A 17475-nucleotide genomic window follows, 5' to 3' on the forward strand; every position below is an offset into this window, starting at 1 on the left:
CGCGATCACCGGTGTGCCGATCAAGGAGGATCCGTACGTGCTGTACGCGATCGGTGACGCGGCGGCGGAGATCGCGGCCTCGCGGGCGGCGATCCTGGAGACGGTGGACCGGTTCTGGGACATGACGGAGAAGGGTCAGGCGGTCAGCTTCGAGCAGCGGGCGATCGGTCGGCGTACGCAGGCCGCGGCGGCGTGGCGTGCGGTGCGTGCGGTGGACGAGATCTTCGCTCGCTCGGGTGGCGGTGCGTTGCAGATGAAGACGCCGCTGCAGCGGTTCTGGCGGGATGCGCATGCGGGTCTGTCGCATGCGATTCACGTGCCCGGGTCGATCTTCCACTCGTCGGCGCTGACCCAGCTCGGTGGCGAGCCGCAGGGCGTCCACCGCTCGATGATCTGATCGTCTGACACGAAAAAGGATTGGTGGAGAACATGTCTGACATTCGATCCCTCGGCTACCTGAGGGTGCAGACGCAGGACGTCGCGCGCTGGCGCGAGTTGGCCGTGGACGGGCTCGGCATGGCCGTCGGCTCCGGCCCGGAGGAGGGCGGGCTGTACCTGCGCGTCGACGAGCGTCAGGCACGCCTGGCGGTGCTGCCCGGCGACGTGGACAAGGTGCAGGCGGTCGGCTGGGAGGTGCGCGACCAGTTCGGGCTCCAGGCCGTGCGCGAGAAGGTGGAGAAGGCCGGCATCGAGGTCCGCGAGTTCACCCTGGAGGAGGCGGACTACCGCGCCTTCGAGCGGGGCATCACGTTCACCGACCCGTCGGGGACGGCCGTCGAGGTGTTCTTCGGGCCGGTCCTCGACCACAGCCCGGTCGTGACCCCGCACGGTGGCCGGTTCGTCACGGGTGCCGCCGGTTTCGGTCACGTGGTGCTGCCGACGCCCCTCTTCCAGGAGACCTACGACTTCTACACCGAGGTCCTCGGATTCCTGCCCCGCGGCGCGATCCGGCTCGGCGGACCGGGTGCCCCCGGCCCCGCGCGTCGGGTGCGGTTCCTCGGCGTCAACGAGCGTCACCACAGCCTGGCGATCTGCCCGGCGCCGCCGACCGAGGTGCCCGGCATGGTGCACCTGATGATGGAGGTCGACACCCTCGACGCCGTCGGCCAGGCCCTGGACCGGGTCAACAAGCTCGGGTTCTCGCTGTCCTCGACCCTCGGCCGGCACACGAACGACAAGATGGTCTCGTTCTACGTGCGCGCGCCGGGCGGCTGGGACCTCGAGTTCGGCACCGAGGGCATGATCGTGGACGAGAGCCACTTCACCGCGGAGGAGATCACCGCGGACAGCTACTGGGGCCACGACTGGTCCGGTAGCGAGCCGCTCGCGGCGTTCACCCCCAAGGCGTAGTCCCGCCGGGATCGATCACACTGCCGACGCGGCGGTCGCACATGATGCGGCCGCCGCGTTTCGCATTTCGGCGGGCCTACTCACTCGAGGCCCGCTCGCCTATCGTGGACTGTCGGGATCCACCTTTCGGGAGGAGTCTGATGTCCAGTCCGTCGGTGCCGGACGAGGAGCCCCGTTTCGACGGGCTGCTCGCGGTGTATGTGAACTGCACGCTCAAACGCTCACCGGAGCGCAGCAACACGCAGGGGTTGATCGACCGCAGCGTCGGGCTGATGCGCGACGCCGGGGTGGCAGTCGACCAGATCCGGGCGATCGACCACGACATCGCCACCGGGGTGTACCCGGACATGGCAGAGCACGGTTGGCCCAGCGACGAGTGGCCGCGGCTGTTCGAGCGCATCCTCGCGGCCGACATCCTGGTGCTGGCGGGACCGATCTGGCTGGGCGACAACAGTTCCGTGATGAAGCGAGTCATCGAGCGGCTCTACGGGTGCTCGTCGATCCTCAACGACAAGGGGCAGTACGCCTTCTACGGTCGGGTCGGCGGGTGCCTGGTCACCGGCAACGAGGACGGCGTCAAGCACTGTGCGATGAACGTGCTGTACAGCCTGCAGCACCTCGGGTACACCATCCCGCCGCAGGCCGACGCGGGATGGATCGGCGAGGCCGGCCCGGGACCGTCCTACCTGGACGAGGGTTCCGGTGGGCCGGAGAACGACTTCACCAACCGCAACACCACCTTCATGACCTACAACCTCATGCACCTGGCGGCAATGATCAAGGGCGCCGGGGGAATTCCGGCGTTCGGGAATCAGCGGTCGTTGTGGGACGCGGGCTGTCACCCGGACTTCCCGAATCCCGACTACCGGTAGGGGAACGGCACTCGATCAGACCGGTGATGGTTCGCCTGAGGTCGACGGCGGGGACCGGTGTCGGCGCGTGCGCGTCCCTACGCGAGGCCGAGCGACCGCGCCAACGTCGGCCATGCCTTGGGCAGCTGGTCCACCCAGTATGCCCAGGCGTGCGTGCCCCTCGGCTCGAAGTCGAAGGTCGCCGGGATGCCAAGGTCCTCGAGTCGGGACTGCATCCTGTGGGTGCAGGCGTTCGCGGCCGCCTCGATGGATCCGCCCACCAGCACGCGGTCGCTGTAGTCGGCCATGCCCGGTGTCTCGTACCGGCCGGCCAGGCCCGATGCCACCGAAACGTAGATATCCTTGCCGCGCAGGGCTTCCGCGTTGCGCAGTGAGTCGTGTGCCGCCCAGCCCGGCCCGCCGACCTGTCCCCAGATGTTCGCCGGGTCGCCGCCCCGCGACGACACCGTCGCCTGGACGCTGATGCGTCCCAGGTCGTCGGTCGTCGAATAGCATCCGCTGAACGTGGCGATGCCGCGGTACATCTCGGGGTGGCGGTGGGCGAGCATCATCGCTCCCTGCGCACCCATGGAGGCGCCGAGGAGCGACTTGACGCCGTTGGTCTTCAGGCGCGTGTCCAGCAACGGCGGCAGTTCCTCGGTGATGAACGTTTCCCACTTGTGCAGGCCGACGCCGGGGTCGATCCGGTCCCAGTCGGTGTACATGCCGGACACGCCGCCGTCGATCATCACGACGTTCACGTTCTTGTCGGCGAAGAACTGGGGTGCGCCGCCGATGGTGACCCAACCGCTGGTGTCCTCCCGCGCGTCGACGCCCTCGAGTGCGTAGATCGACGGCCGGGGCACCGAGTTGTCCTTCGGCAGCAGCACTTCCACGCCGACGTCGCGACGCAGGGCGGGCGAGGCCACCGTGAAGCGGACGAACTGGTCGGACTTGCGCTCCTCGCCGACGATCGAAGCAGTGGTGATGTCGTCGCGGAGTGCGGGCAAGGGCGGGTGCTCGTTCTGGAGCGGACCGGGGATCGTCGACCCGGCGCTGACGCTGCCCCCGTCCGAGCTGGCGCCGCCGCTACCGCTGGCCAGGCTGCCGCTCGCGCTGCCCGAACTCCCGGCATCCGATGCGGCCAGCGCGGGCGGAGCGATCGTCAGAGCCACGAGAGCGGCAAGCGAGACGCCGACGACGCCGGTGTGTCGGGCCCGCGCCCTGCTCATCCAGCCTGAACCACTCATTGAACAACCCCCCACAGTGTCACCTTCAAGGCGAACTGAAACTACACCTGTCAGACAATTCGCACCCAGCGGATGCCGGGAGACGACTCGCCGGGAGCCGCAATCGGGGAGGTTACGGAGTCGGCAGCGCACCACGCAGCAGATGGCCGCGGGTGAAGCGTCGAATCCGCTTCATGCTTGCCCGGTCGTGATCATCGAAGGGGATCCACAACATGGTGCGCAAATGTGGCGCGAAGACGGCCGGGCTGCAGGCGGTACGGAGTGTGCCGTCGTCGAATCCGTTCGCCAGGATCTCGACGAGCATGGACATGCGCTCGCTCGCGCTCTTCCTGTACGTGCGGTCGAACGACGATTGGCCCTCGGTACCCTGGCTCCACGCCAGCGCCATCATGCTGGTCTCCTCGCGGAACTTCTTGTTTGCATTGGCGGTCACGAAGCTGAGGGCGTCGAGGGTCGCCGCTTTCGCCGACGGGTCCGTCGTCAGTGCCGCATGCAGGGCGCGATCGACCTGGTCCGAGTAGTTCTGTGCGATCTCGACGAAGAGCGCCTCCATCGAGTCGATTCGTCGGTAGATCGTGCCCATCGGGACACCCGCCGCATCGGAGACGTCACGGACTGTCGTGTTCGCGAATCCACGTCGGGCGAACTCGGTGCGGGCTGCAGCGATGATCACGCCCCTGATGTCGTCGGTGGCCGACGGCAGTGTCCACTCGGCGACCAGTTCACGCACCGCGGCCATCGGCGCGGAAGTGTCGAGGTCCGCGTCGTCCGGGCAGTCTTCGACGACTCCGTAGAGCAGCGAGTCGCAGAAGATCCGAGACGACTCCTGCGAGTCGATCGTGCTCGGTCGGTCGGTGACGGCAGCGATCGACGCGACCTGCAGGGCGTGTGCGAGCATTCCCGGATCGAAGTACTCGTCCGGCACGGTGGCGGCGAGGTCGTCAGCGGCGGACCGCCACAACCGGTACAGCCCGGCGGGGCGATAGTGAATGGCGGCGCGGAACCGATCACTGGACGAGGTGGGTGGGTCGAAGGCTCGGAGTCGGACAGCGGTGGCGTGGCGCTGGGCGAGCGATGTTGCCGTCGAGCACAGCTCGCGGAGTCGGGCCTCCGGATTCTTCGACGAGTGACCCGACCTGCGCAACTGCACCGCTAGCCCGTGCATGTCCTCGTTGAACTCGTCGAGGATGGCAACGGCAGCAGCTTCTTTGGACTCGAAGTGGTGATACAGACTGCCGGGAAGGATGCCGACCGCGTCAGCGATGTCGCTCATCGTCGTGCCGGAGTATCCCTTGCTGAGGAAGAGTGCGCTTACGGCCCAGTGTACCTCAACCGCCCGGATCCCGGCTCCGGGGCGTCGGTCGACTTCCTTCTCGTCCAGCATCTGCTGAGTCATCCTCGCTGTTGAACAGGGCGTTGTGGCCGAGAAATGCCGCCAACGTGAGGAAATGTTCGTTCGCCCTCGCTTGATAGTCAAACTCGGAGGATCTCGAACGTCGCTCGCGCCGTCAGAGGTGTCTGTGCCGCAGGCGAGTCAGGCTGTCCCCGCATGACAGCGGGAGACGGAGACCAGTTGCGATCAGGTCTCCGCCTCCGAGTGTCGCTTCCGCTCTGGTCAGAACTCGGTGACGCCGGCGTCCGGGGCAAGTTCGTGGGCGGTGATGAACTTCGACTCGTCCGACGCGAGGAACAGCACGGTGTCCGCGACGTCCTCGGGTTCGGTGATGTCGACCGGAAGCATGTTCATGAACATCGCACCGAGACGCTCATCCCTTGCCATCGCTGCTTGGAGGTCCACCTGCATGTTTCCTGTGCCCATCGCGGTGTTGACCCCAGTCGGGTGGACGCTGTTCACCCGGATGCTGTGCCGTGCCAACTCGGCAGCGAACGCCTTGGCCATGCCGCGGACCGCGAACTTGCTCGTGGTGTACGGAACCATGAAGGGCTGCACCTTGAGTCCAGCGGCCGAGCTGATCAGGATGATCGAACCGCCGCCCGCCTCCACCAAGTGCGGGGCTCCGACCATGACCGTGTTCCACACGCCGGTGACGTTGGTGCTGATCGTGTCCTGATAGATCTGCGGCGTCACCTCGTCCCAGGCCTTCGGCACGCAGATCCCGGCATTGGCCACCACCACGTCGAGCCGGCCCAACTCGCTGACCGCGGAATCGACGATGCCCCGGAGCTTCTCGAGATCCCGAACGTCCACGATGCCGGATACTGCCCGCCGGCCGGTCTTCTCGACGAGGAGCACCGTCTCCTCGAGGTCTTCCGGGGTTGCGGAGTCGTATGCCACGCTCGGCAGTGGTGCACACACGTCGACGACAATGACGTCTGCGCCCTCGTCGGCCAACCGGACCGCCTCGGCCCGACCCTGACCACGCGCCGCGCCGGTAACCAACGCGACCTTTCCAGATACGCGACCACCCAACTGAATGCACCGCTTTCCGTATCGTTCCCGAGGTGTGACTTGTTTTGTTACTCAACTGCTTCGGCCAATCGATGCCATCACGCGAGACCCTCGGATTCCCGGCGAGATGGTGACCGGGGAATGTGTGGGTGAGCTGTTGTCGCCGATCGGGCGGTTGGCAGCTGGTCGGCTCGATCCTACCGTTCGTTCCGGATGTCGCGCGGATCAATCGGAGCATAGATTTGCTTCGCAACTTCGGCAGGCGCCTCCCGGCTCAGGTCGTCGGAGCATCCGGGAGCGCACGCCTTCGTGTCAGATCCGCCCAGTCGACGGAGCACGGTGCGGGCTGCGTGAAAGCTGGAGACGACTGTGGCCGCACCCGATGCCGGGTGCGGCCACAGTCTGACCAGGCGTATGCCGTGTTTACTTGCGGTTCAGCAGCTTGCGCATCGCCACGGCCGCACCCTTGACCATCTTGTCGCGGGGGAAGCCGCTGCGCTTGACGGCCGCCTCGTAGTTGCCGCCTGCCACCCACACGGGGCCGTCGGTCAGGTGCTCGAGACCCTCGCGGGCGGCGTCCTCGGGCTCCTGCACGATCATGCCGGGGATGTCGAAGTTCAGTCCGGCGCGGATCATCGCGGGGGTGCGGGTGACGCCGAGGATGAATTCGACGACGTGCACGCCGTGCGGCTCGAGCTCGAGCCACAGGCTCTCCGCGAAGACCCGGCTGAACGCCTTCGAGGCCGCGTAGATGCTCTGGTGCTCGGAGCCCATGTAGCCGGCCAGGGAGCCGAGCAGCATGATGCCGCCGCGGCCGCGGTCCTTCATCAGCCCGCCGAAGTGGTGCGAGAGCTCGAGCTGCTTGCCGATGTTCAGCTCGATCACGCCGCGGAAGCCGTCGAGGTCGCCGGTGACGAACTCGTGGCCGTAGGAGTTCGCGCCCGCGTTGAAGATCAGCAGCCCGACCTCTACGTCGTCGGTGACCTTGCGGATCTGCGCGAGCGCGTCCGCGGCGAGCAGGTCCAGCGACAGCGTGCGGACCTCGCCGCCGTGCGTGCGCACCTTCTCCGCGGTCTCCTCGAGCGGACCGGGCTTGCGGGCGATCAGGACGAGGTTGAAGCCGGCCTGGGCCAGCTCGTCGGCGAACGCCGATCCGACGCCTTCGGAGCCGCCGGCGATGACGGCCCAGGGCCCGTACTGGTTGATGTCGATCATTGTTCTCCTCGAGGGCTCTGCTCGTTGTCGGGGACGTCGAGGAGTCCCTCGACGACGGCCATGTTTATCGAATCCTGCAGTGCACCACAGACTCGCACCTTGACGGTCCGAGCGCGCGACGGCACGCCCTCCCGGAACTCGGCACACGAGGACTCGGCGTCCGAGGTCCACTGGATCGCGGTGTGGTGGAAGCTGTTCTTCTCCACCAGCACTCGTGTGCCGCAGCGCCGACATTCCAACGGCTGCATGTCAGACCGACTGTGCTGCTGCGGCCGCCTTCGCGGCGATGTTGGCGTCGACCTCGCGGCGCCAGGCCTCGTTCGCCTTGGTGGTGTCCATCTCGAATTCGAAGCGTTCGGTCATCTCAGGCTTGATGTCGGCGACGTCGACGTAGAACTGCTCGTACCAGCGGCGGAGCTGGTAGACCGGACCGTCTTCCTCGCACAGCAGCGGGTTGTTGATCCGGGACTTGTTCTTCCAGATCGCCACGTCCTGCTCGAAGCCGGTCGCGATGAAGGTCGTCATGCCGTTGGCGATGGACTCGGCTTCGCCCGCCGGCAGCTGGTCGGTCTTCTTGACCATCACGCCGTACATCAGCACGAACTTGTCGGGTGCGATCGGGTAGTGGCAGTTGATCAGAATCGACTCGACGTCGAACGTGTCGTAGCGGTAGATCAGCTCGTCGATCATGAACGACGGGCCGTGGTACGCGGCGGTGGAGTGGCTGCCGAGGAGCTTCGGCTGGGTCGGGTCGTTCGACGGCGGCCGGACGTCCTCGCGGGCCAGGCCCTCGAAGTACTGGATCGCGGTGTGGCCCTCGAAGATGTTCTTGAACCGCGTCGGGAACGAGAAGTGCACGTAGAAGAAGTGCGCCATGTCGACGACGTTGTCGACGATCTCGCGGCAGTTGGTGTCGATGACGATGGAGTTCCAGACCCAGTCGGTCCACTCCGTGCCGGGCTCGTGCATCAGCGGGATCGTCACGTCGGCCGGCGGGGGGTTGCCCTCGGGATCGTTCCACACGAACAGCAGGCCGTCCTGCTCCATCGTGGTCCACGCCCGGGTGCGGGCCAGCGGAGGCACGCGCCGGGCGTAGGGGATGGCGGTGCACTTGCCCTTGCCGCCCCAGCGCCAGTCGTGGAACGGGCAGGCGACCGAATCGCCCTTGACGGTGCCCTGGCTCAGGTCACCACCCATGTGCCGGCAGTACGAGTCGAGGGTGTTGAGCTTGCCCTCGCTGTCGGCGAACACCACCAGCTTCGTGCCGAAGGCCTCGATGCCGTGCGGCTTGCCGTCCTGGAAGTCCCTGACGAGGCCGAGGCAGTGCCAGCCCCGCGCGTACCTGGTCGGCGCGGCACCGGCATCGATTACGCGAACTTCTTCGTCTGCGGACTGCGTGCTGGTCACGGTTCATTCATCCCTTCGAACGAAGCCACCTGCGACGGGCGGCGACGACCTATCTCGATCAGTATTTTCGAAGCTAGTGAGGCTTGTCACCGACGAGTGCGCCGATCTCACTGGCCGAGACCGGCTGACCAGCCACATCCGCCGTCGACCGGACTCCACTCCGCCGTTAACATCGGACAAATGGAGAACGAGTATCTCGAGCGTGTGTTGGAGCTGCTCCCCGACATCGCGAAGCGGGCCCGGGACACCGAGGAAGCCCGCCGGGTACCCGAGGAAACGATCCGGGCGCTGACCGGCGCGGGCGTCTTCCGGATGCTGCAGCCGGCACGCTACGGCGGCTCCGAGTCCGACCCCGTTCACTTCTACGAGATCGTGCGGGCGATCTCCGGCGCCTGCGGGTCCACCGGCTGGGTCACCTCGGTGCTCGGTGTGCACCCCTGGCACGTCGCCCTCTTCGACGACCGCGCGCAGGCGGAGGTGTGGGGCGAGAATCCGGACATGCTGATCAGTTCGTCGTACGCCCCGATCGGGTCGATGAACCGCGTCGCGGGCGGCTACGAGATCTCGGGGACGTGGCGGTTCTCCTCCGGTGTCGACTACACGGGGTGGGCAGTGCTCGGCGGCATGCTCCTTTCCGACACGGGCGCGCCGATCGACACCACCACGCTGCTCGTGCCTCGTTCGGACTACGAGGTCCGCGACATCTGGGACTCGGTGGGCCTGCGCGGCACCGGAAGCAACGAGATCGTTGTCGAACGCGCCTTCGTTCCCGACCACCGGGTGATGCGCAACTTCGAGTTCTCGCAGCTGCGCGGTCCCGGCCAGGCCGTGAACACGAGTCCGCTGTACCGGATTCCGTTCGCGACGGTGTTCACCTCCGCGATCGCGGCGCCGGTGCTCGGCGTGGTGTCCGGCTGCTACGAGAGCTACCTGGCCGCGATGCGGGACCGGGTGCGACTGAGCCTGGGCGGCGGCCGGTTCGCCGACGACCCGTTCGCGCAGGTGATGATCGGGCGGGCGTCGTCGGAGATCGACGCGTCGATCCTGCAGATGGACCGCAACGTGCGCGCACTGATGGCCGCGGCGTCGTCCGGACGGGAGGTTCCGATGCAGCTGCGCCTCCGCGCGCGTCGCGACCAGGTGCTCGCGACCGAACGCGCGCTCGACGCCATGGACAAGCTGTTCAAGACCGCGGGCGGACACTCCCTCGAGCGCGGCAACCTGATCGAGCGCGCCTGGCGCGACGCGCACGCGGGCGGGGTGCACGTCGCCAACGAGGCCGACCGTGCGCTCGCGCTGTACGGCCGGGGGGCCTTCGGCCTGCCGGTCGAAGACAACATGGTCTGACGCGACCTCGGGCGGTGACGCAGCCACCTCGGGCGAAGCCTCGGGCCATGAAGCTGCCACCTCGGGCGCCGTTGCTGCCACTACGTCGCCGCCCCCGCCGCTGAGGTGTCCTCCTTCGGCTCGGAGGAGAATCTGCGTGCCACGTTCTGCTCCGTCGAGGCGCCCGGCGACCACTGCGCGATCCACGGACCGGTGCCCTCGCTCGGGTCGATCACCCCGGTCTCGAGCCAGCTGTAGCGGCCGTCGAGCACCGCCTCGGTCAGGGTGTGGTCGACCTCGTCGGAGTTGTCCCACAGCGCGGCGAACAGCCGGTCGATCCGCAGTCGCGACTGCTGACAGAAGGCGCCGGCCAGCTCGTAGGCCGCGGCACCCGTACCCGTCGCGCCCTCGCCCGCGGCTTCGTCGGCGCGCTGCATCTCCGCGCGCACGCAGCTGGCGGACATCGCGAACAGTTCGGCGCCGATGTCCACGACCCGGCCGAGGAATGCCTGGTGCTTCTCCATCCCCGCCTGCCAGCGGGCCATGCCGTAGAACGTGGAGCGGGCCAGCTTGCGGGCGTTGCGTTCGACGAAGCGCAGATGCGTTGCGAGCGAGCCGAACTCGTCGTACGAATTGGGCAGTTGACCTTTGCCGGCGACGAGGTGCGGCAGCCACTTGGCGTAGAAGCCGCTGGCCCCGAGGGCCGCCTTCGCCTTGTGCTGCAGGTCGGACTTGGGGTCGGCCAGGTCGCCGGCCGCCGTCAGGTGCGCGTCGACCGCCTCGCGGGCCACCAGCAGTCGCATGATCTCACTGGACCCCTCGAAGATCCGGTTGATCCGCAGGTCCCGCAGTAACTGCTCGACGGGCACTGCCCGCTCACCCCGCGCGGCGAGCGAGGCGGCGGTCTCGTAGCCGCGACCACCGCGGATCTGGACCAGTTCGTCGGCGATCTCGCAGGCCATCTCGCTGGCCCACAGTTTCGCCAGCGCTGCCTCGATCCGGATGTCGTTGCGGCCCTCGTCGGCCATCTGCCCGGACAGTTCGAGCACCGACTCCAGGGCGAAGGTGGTCGCGGCGATGAACGAGATCTTCGCGGCGACCGCCCCGTGGTGGCCGACCGCCTTGCCCCACTGCACGCGCTCGACGGACCATTCCCGCGCGATCTTCAGCGACCACTTGCCCGCCGCGGTGCACATCGCGGGAATCGCGAGGCGACCCGCGTTGAGGGTGGTCAGCGCGATCTTGAGGCCGTCGCCCTCACGGCCGATCAGGTTCTCGGCGGGCACCCGCACCTGGTGCATCCGGGTGACGCCGTTCTCGATGCCGCGCAGGCCCATGAAACTGTTGCGGCGCTCGACGGTGATGCCGGGCGAGTTTGCCTCGACGACGAAGGCGCTGATACCGCCGCGGTGCCCTTCACTGCGCGGTACCCGGGCCATCACCACCAGTAGTTCGGCGACGACGCCGTTGGTGGTCCACAGCTTGACGCCGTCGAGTTCGTAGGCGGCGCCGTCCTCGATCGGGATTGCGCTGGATGCCATCCGCGCCGGGTCCGAGCCGACGTCCGGTTCGGTGAGGAGGAACGCCGAGATCGCACCCTTGGCGCAGCGCGGCAGGAACTCCGCTTTCTGGGCGGGCGTGCCCGCCAGCTTGAGCGGTTCCGGGACACCGATCGACTGGTGTGCCGACAGCAGCGCGCCGACACTCGGGTGCACCGACGAGATGAGCATCAGCGCCCTGTTGTACGCGACCTGCGACAGACCGAGCCCGCCGTACTCCTCCGGCACCTTCAGCCCGAAGCAGCCGAGTTCGGTGAGGCCCGCGACGTAGTCGTCGGGAATGCGGGCGTCCCGCTCGATGACTGCGCCGTCGAGGCTCGCGCAGTACTGCTCGAGCTTCGCCAGGAATGCGGCGGTCTTGTCGGCCTCGGCGGGCGCGGGCTGTGGGAAGGGGTGCACCAGGTCGAGCCGGAACCGGCCGAGGAAGAGTTCCTTGGCGAAGGAAGGTTTGTCCCAGCCGCTCTCGCGTGCCTCTTCGGCGACCGCTCGCGCCTGTTCCTCACTGACTTGGATCGGTGTCACCATGATCCGCCTCCTCCGACGGGCGACAACTATCAGCCTACCGGCGAGTAACGCGCTCCGGGCGCGGTTGCGAAACACGGATCCGCGCGGGCGGGGACGAGAGACTCAGCGCGCTTTCAGGAACCGATTTCTAAGATTAGCCTGCCCAAACACGCGAGAGGTGACTCGATGCTCGATACGTTGACCCGCAGGACCACACGCCGGGTGACGGCCCGGACCGCTGTACTGATGTGGCTGGCGGTCGCCGGGCCTGGCCTGACGGTGATGCTCGCGGACACCGACGCCGGGAGCCTGATCACCGCGGCACAGAGCGGTGCCACCTGGGGATACTCCCTCCTGCTGGTTCAGATCGTGCTCATCCCGATCGTCTACGTCGTGCAGGAGCTGACCGTCCGGTTGGGGCTGGTCACCGGTCGTGGACACGGTGAGCTGATCCGAGAACGGTTCGGGGTCGGTTGGGCGTGGCTGTCGGTGTCGACGTTGGTGATCGCGTGCGCCGGGGCGATCGTCACCGAGATGAGCGGTATCGCCGGGGTCGGTCTGATGTGGGGCGTGCCGAAATGGGTCAGTACCTCGGCGGTCGTGGTGTTCCTCGTGACGATGGTCTCGACCGGCAGCTATCGCCGGGTCGAACGGATCGCGATCGGGGTGGGGCTGTTCGAAGCGGTGTTCCTGGTGACGATGCTGCTTGCCGGGCCGGACCCGAACCAGGTGGCGCGAGGAATGGTCGACATGCCGCTGTCCAATCCGAACTACATGTTCCTGGTCGCCGCGAACATCGGGGCGGTCGTGATGCCTTGGATGATCTTCTACCACCAGTCCGCGGTGGTGGACAAGGGACTGACGGTCAAGCACCTGCGAATTGCCCGGTGGGACACCGCCATCGGTGCGGTCGTCACCCAGCTGGTCATGGTAGGGATGCTCGTCACGGTTGCGGCGACCCTGTGGGCGAACAGCGAGGGTGACGCGAGCCTGGACACCGTGCGGGACATCTCGAGTGCGATCACGCCGCACCTGGGAGACCTTGCCGGGCGGGTGCTGTTTTCCCTCGGCATGGTCGGCGCCGCGTTGATCGCGGCCATCGTGGCCAGCCTGACGGCGGCCTGGGGGATCGGCGAGGTCACCGGGTACAAACGGTCACTCGAGCACTCCCCGCGTGAGGCGCCGTGGTTCTACATGGTGTTCGCCGTGGTGATAGCGGTCGGCGCCATCACCGTGCTGTCGGGAGTCAACCTGATTCAGCTCAACCTGTACGTCCAGGTGATGAATGCGTTGCTTCTTCCGACGGTGCTGACCTTCCTGTACCTGCTCGCCCGCAGGGCGCTGCCCGACCGCTTTCGGCTGGCAGGAACATATCGCTGGGTGGTGCTGGCGATCATCGCCGGCACCGCGGGCCTCGGCGTGTACGCCGCTGTGATCGGCATCGTCGGGGGCGGTTCCTGACCGAGGTTCCGAAATGCCGGTGGCATCCGGTCTGCCGGAACCGCCGCCCGACGAGCGCGAATCGGCGCGAAACGTCGTTATTCTGACTATTACGACGATGTGAGCGCTGACGCGCCCGATCGTGCTGCCGCTGCTCCATCTGGTCGGATCCGCAGACCAGGCGCCTGCCTGGCGCCGAGACCTCGGGAGGTCGGTCATGGTGTTCTATCGGCGAGTGGGCAGCGTCCCGCCGAAGCGGCACACGCAGCACCGCGACGAGGACGGCCGGCTCTACTACGAGGAGCTGATGGGCGAGGAGGGGTTCAGCTCCGACTCCTCGTTGCTCTACCACCGGCACATCCCGACTGCGATTGTCGACGCGACGGAGTGGGAACTGCCGGACCAGACGTTCACTCCGAACCATCCGTTGGTGCCGCGGCACCTACGTCTGCACGACCTCCCGCACGACGACGTCCGCACGGACGCGGTCACCGGCCGCAGGGTGCTGCTCGGCAACGCCGACGTGCGACTGTCCTACGTGGTGGCGGCGGAGGAATCGCCGCTGTACCGCAATGCCATCGGTGACGAACTGGTCTACCTCGAGAGCGGCGAGGCGCGAATCGAGACGGTGTTCGGACCGCTGGAGGCGCGGTCGGGGGACTACGTGCTGATCCCGATGTCCACCACCCATCTGTGGATCCCCGCCGGAGCGGAACCGTTGCGCGCGTTCGTGATCGAGGCCACTGGGCACATCACGCCACCCAAGCGGTACCTGTCCCGGTACGGGCAGCTGCTCGAGCACGCGCCGTACTGCGAGCGCGACCTGCACGGCCCCGACGACCTCCTCACGGCCGCCGAGCCCGAGGTCGAGGTCCTCGTGCGGCACCGCACCGCGGCCGGCGTCGTCGGCACCCGGCTGGTGTACCAGCAGCACCCCTTCGACGTCGTCGGCTGGGACGGTTGCCTGTACCCCTACACCTTCAACGTCGCCGACTTCGAACCGATCACCGGCCGCGTGCACCAGCCGCCGCCCGCGCACCAGGTCTTCGAGGGCACGGGATTCGTGGTCTGCAACTTCGTCCCCCGCAAGGTGGACTACCACCCGCTCTCGATCCCGGTTCCGTACTACCACTCCAACGTCGACTCGGACGAGGTCATCTTCTACGTTGCCGGAGACTACGAGGCGCGCAAGGGGTCCGGCATCGGGCCCGGCTCGGTCTCCGTCCACCCCGGGGGCTGCGCACACGGTCCGCAACCCGGCGCCTACGAGCGCAGCATCGGCGTCGACTACTTCGACGAACTGGCCGTCATGGTCGACACCTTCCGTCCGCTCGGTCTGGGTGAGGGCGCACGCGCCTGCGAGGACCACGCCTACGCGTGGACGTGGTCGGGCAGGGGCCCGGCGCGATGACCGCCGCGCAGGCCGGTCCGGCAGCGCAGTTCGGCGTCGACAACCTGCCGTACGGGGTGTTCTCGGCGCCGGGTATCGGTCCGCGGGTGGGGGTGCGCTTGGGGGAGAACGTCATTGACCTGTCCGTCCTGCTGGGCGACGAGGTGTTCGCGCGGCCGACCCTGAATGCGTTCCTCGCGCGGGGGCCGGACACCTGGGCCGCGGTGCGCGCGCGGGTCACCGAACTGGTCGCCGGGTCGGTGCGGTCCGATGCCGTGCACGCTGCCGACACGGTGGTCATGCATCTGCCGTTCGAGGTGGCCGACTACGTCGACTTCTACGCCAGCGAGCGGCACGCGAGCAACCTCGGGCGGATGCTGCGGCCGGGACAGCCGCCGCTGCTGCCGAACTGGCGGCACCTGCCGGTCGCGTACCACGGGCGGTCGGGCACGGTGGTGGTCTCGGGCACCGAGATAGTCAGGCCCTGTGGACAATTCGTTCCCGATGGCGGTGGTGCGCCGGTGTTCGGACCGACCCGCCGGCTCGATCTGGAGGTCGAGCTGGGATTCGTGGTCGGGGTGCCGTCGGCGCCCGGGTCGCGGATCGGTCCGGACGAGTTCGGCGAGCACGTCTTCGGCGCGGTCCTGGTCAACGACTGGTCGGCGCGCGACATCCAGTCCTGGGAGGGTGCCCCGCTCGGGCCCTTCCTCGGCAAGTCGTTCGCGACGTCGATCTCGCCGTGGGTGGTACCGCTCGCGGCCCTGGGCGCGGCCCGGATCGATCTCCCGGCACAGGATCCCGAGCCGCTGCCGTACCTGCGTGGGTCGGGGCAGTGGGGGCTGGACGTGCGCCTGACGCTGTCGGTGAACGGGCAGGCGGTCTCCTGGCCGCAGTACCGCGGCATGTACTGGTCGCCGGCGCAGATGCTGGCGCACGCCACAGTCAACGGTGCCCGCGCGCGTACCGGTGACCTGCTGGCGTCCGGGACGGTGTCGGGGCCCGAGCGTGGCGAGTACGGCTCGCTGATCGAATTGTCCTGGAACGGAACCGAACCCGTGCCGGTAGGCGATCAGGTCCGGACGTTTCTCGAGGACGGTGACGAGGTGACGCTCACCGCGAGCGCGCCCGGCCCGGGCGGCACGCGGATCGGGTTCGGTGAGGTTCGTGGGCGAATAGGCGCTGCGCGCCCGTGAGTCCTTCCGGCCCGCTGGGGGACCAGAAGGACTCACGGCCGACGGAGTCGGCTAGCCCTTCATGTGCTGGGCTGCGCGGTAGGAGAACACCATCGCGGTGCCGAGCGGCACACCGGGACCCGGGTACACCTCGCCACTGACGGACGCGGAGGTGTTTCCGGCCGCGTACAGGCCGTCGATCGCGCTGCCGTCGGCGCGCAGCACCCGACCGTCGGCGTCGGTGACAAGGCCGCCCTTGCCGCCGAGGTCGGACAGCACGATCCGGGCCGCGTAGAACGGGCCGGTCTCGATCGCGGTCAGCGCGCTGTTCGGGTTGCCGTTCGGCGGGCAGAAGAAGTTGTCGTACGGATCCTCGCCGCGGTGGAAGGACTCGTCCACGCCGTGCTTGGCGTAGTCGTTGAACTGCTCGACGCTGGCGCGCACCGCGTCCGCGGGCAGGCCTGCCCGCGCGGCGAGGTCCTCGAGGGTGTCACCCTGCACCCAGGTGCCGGCCTCGAGGTGCTTGGCCGGTGCGGTGTTCGGGATGCTGATGCCGGGCAGTCCACCGCGCTCGCGGGAGTCGAAGATCATCCAGGACACGGCGTCATTTCCGCTGTGCGCCTTCATCGCCCGGCCGAACTGGTCGTACGGCAGCGACTCGTTCAGGTAGCGCTCGCCCTTCTCGTCGACGACGATGCCGCCGCGGATGCCGACCAGGAAGGCGGCGGTGCCGTCCGGCTGCTCCACGCCCGGGCAGAACCACGCCTGATCCAGCAGTGCGGTTGCGCCACCGGCCGCGACGCCGGCCGCGATCGGAACGCCGGTGTTGGCGCCGATCGGGCCCATCGACCACTCCGCCTTGCCGGGAGTGCCGTTCGCCGCGCGCGTTTCGGCGTTGGCCTCGATTCCGCCCGCGGCCATCAGCACGCCGCGGGTCGCCTTGATCCGGACCGGCTTCCCGTCCTGCACGGCCTCGACGCCGACGACGCGGCCGTCCTCGACGACCAGACCGGTCAACGCGGTGCCGGTGCGCAGGTCGGCGTTGCCGGTGCCGGCCGCGGCCGCCAGCAGTCGCCCGATCAGGGCGCGACCGCCGATCAGCTTGCCCGGCTTGTGGCCCTGTCCGGTGCGGTCCTGGTCGAGTTCGGGGCGCACCTTCGCGGCCAGATCGCCGATCGTGGCGGGGTCCAGGTCGAGCGCGTTGATCGATCGCCCGGTGTCCAGGCGGCCCTCGGCCTTGAAGTAGTCGGGGAACGCGCGGAACTCGAACTCGATGTTCGGATCCCGCTCCAGGAACTCGACGACCACGGGCGCAGTCTCGACATACGCGTCCAGGCGATCGGCCTCGGCGTCGCCGAGCAGGTTGCGCAGGTAGGTGCGGGCCAATTCGGTGGAGTCGGGAAGTTCGGCACGCTCCTGTACCTGCGTGCCCGGCAGCCAGACGGAGCCGCCGGAGTAGGAGGAGGTGCCGCCGAACAGGGCGGTCTTCTCCAGCACCACGGTGCGCAGGCCCTGCGAAGCGGCCGCATAAGCACCGGTCAGGGCGCCGCCACCCGAGCCGACCACCACTACGTCGAATTCGTCCGTCCAGTCCTGCATGT

15 protein-coding genes are annotated in these 17475 nt (G+C 68.0%); 7 read left to right on the forward strand and 8 right to left on the reverse strand.

What is annotated here, in order from left to right:
• The 3 genes from FK531_RS09405 to FK531_RS09415 form a co-directional block, all read left to right on the forward strand.
• Positions 1-397, forward strand: a 397-nt coding sequence (locus FK531_RS09405) for an acyl-CoA dehydrogenase family protein (protein ID WP_494338131.1), incomplete at its 5' end; no start/stop codon positions are given.
• 32 nt (positions 398-429) lie between these two features.
• Positions 430-1350, forward strand: coding sequence for a VOC family protein (locus FK531_RS09410; protein ID WP_142098295.1), 921 nt, complete (start codon positions 430-432; stop codon positions 1348-1350).
• A gap of 140 nt (positions 1351-1490) precedes the next feature.
• Positions 1491-2222: a flavodoxin family protein gene (locus FK531_RS09415; RefSeq protein WP_142098298.1), complete on the forward strand. Its 732-nt coding sequence runs from the start codon at positions 1491-1493 to the stop codon at positions 2220-2222.
• Between the two features lie 77 nt (positions 2223-2299).
• On the opposite strand, the gene FK531_RS09420 is transcribed toward FK531_RS09415, so the two are convergent.
• From FK531_RS09420 to FK531_RS09445, 6 genes are all read right to left on the reverse strand, one after another.
• The gene (locus FK531_RS09420; RefSeq protein WP_142098300.1) at positions 2300-3451 is read right to left on the reverse strand and encodes an alpha/beta hydrolase; all 1152 of its coding nucleotides are present in this window, start codon (positions 3449-3451) and stop codon (positions 2300-2302) included.
• 112 nt (positions 3452-3563) lie between these two features.
• On the reverse strand, positions 3564-4847 hold the full coding sequence (locus FK531_RS22875; RefSeq protein WP_142098303.1) for a TetR/AcrR family transcriptional regulator: 1284 nt from the start codon (positions 4845-4847) through the stop codon (positions 3564-3566).
• A gap of 219 nt (positions 4848-5066) precedes the next feature.
• Positions 5067-5882, reverse strand: a complete 816-nt coding sequence (locus FK531_RS09430; protein WP_142098306.1) for a mycofactocin-coupled SDR family oxidoreductase — start codon at positions 5880-5882, stop codon at positions 5067-5069.
• Between the two features lie 402 nt (positions 5883-6284).
• A complete protein-coding gene (locus FK531_RS09435; protein WP_142098309.1) occupies positions 6285-7076 on the reverse strand; it encodes an SDR family NAD(P)-dependent oxidoreductase in 792 nt (263 codons plus the stop codon).
• Positions 7073-7282, reverse strand: a complete 210-nt coding sequence (locus FK531_RS09440) for a hypothetical protein (RefSeq protein WP_246098069.1) — start codon at positions 7280-7282, stop codon at positions 7073-7075. Before FK531_RS09440 ends, FK531_RS09435 begins: the two co-directional genes overlap by 4 nt.
• Positions 7283-7325: 43 nt before the next feature.
• Positions 7326-8483 carry a 3-ketosteroid-9-alpha-monooxygenase, oxygenase component gene (locus tag FK531_RS09445; RefSeq protein ID WP_142098315.1) on the reverse strand — a complete coding sequence of 386 codons (1158 nt, stop codon included), beginning with the start codon at positions 8481-8483 and terminating at the stop codon, positions 7326-7328.
• 180 nt (positions 8484-8663) lie between these two features.
• Here FK531_RS09445 and hsaA point away from each other — a divergent pair, with 180 nt between their 5' ends.
• Positions 8664-9830: a 3-hydroxy-9,10-secoandrosta-1,3,5(10)-triene-9,17-dione monooxygenase oxygenase subunit gene (hsaA, locus tag FK531_RS09450; RefSeq protein ID WP_142098318.1), complete on the forward strand. Its 1167-nt coding sequence runs from the start codon at positions 8664-8666 to the stop codon at positions 9828-9830.
• An 80-nt stretch (positions 9831-9910) separates the two neighbouring features.
• On the opposite strand, the gene FK531_RS09455 is transcribed toward hsaA, so the two are convergent.
• Positions 9911-11893: an acyl-CoA dehydrogenase family protein gene (locus tag FK531_RS09455; protein ID WP_142098321.1), complete on the reverse strand. Its 1983-nt coding sequence runs from the start codon at positions 11891-11893 to the stop codon at positions 9911-9913.
• A 165-nt stretch (positions 11894-12058) separates the two neighbouring features.
• On the opposite strand from FK531_RS09455, the gene FK531_RS09460 reads away from it, so the two are divergent.
• The 3 genes from FK531_RS09460 to fahA all read left to right on the forward strand — a co-directional run bounded on the left by FK531_RS09460 (position 12059) and on the right by fahA (position 15895).
• The gene (locus FK531_RS09460; protein ID WP_246098071.1) at positions 12059-13333 is read left to right on the forward strand and encodes an NRAMP family divalent metal transporter; all 1275 of its coding nucleotides are present in this window, start codon (positions 12059-12061) and stop codon (positions 13331-13333) included.
• Between the two features lie 196 nt (positions 13334-13529).
• Positions 13530-14723: a homogentisate 1,2-dioxygenase gene (locus FK531_RS09465; protein ID WP_142098324.1), complete on the forward strand. Its 1194-nt coding sequence runs from the start codon at positions 13530-13532 to the stop codon at positions 14721-14723.
• Positions 14720-15895 (forward strand): fumarylacetoacetase, encoded by a 1176-nt coding sequence (gene fahA, locus FK531_RS09470; RefSeq protein ID WP_142099509.1) that lies wholly within the window; start codon positions 14720-14722, stop codon positions 15893-15895. The genes FK531_RS09465 and fahA overlap by 4 nt, the downstream gene beginning before the upstream one ends.
• 51 nt (positions 15896-15946) lie before the next feature.
• Here the strand turns inward: fahA and FK531_RS09475 are convergent, their stop codons facing one another.
• Entirely contained in the window at positions 15947-17473 is a 1527-nt protein-coding gene (locus FK531_RS09475) for an FAD-dependent oxidoreductase (RefSeq protein WP_142098326.1), read from the reverse strand.
• Positions 17474-17475: the final 2 nt, after the last annotated feature.

The sequence above is a fragment of the Rhodococcus spelaei genome, assembly GCF_006704125.1.
Classification (GTDB): Bacteria; Actinomycetota; Actinomycetes; order Mycobacteriales; family Mycobacteriaceae; genus Rhodococcus_G; species Rhodococcus_G spelaei.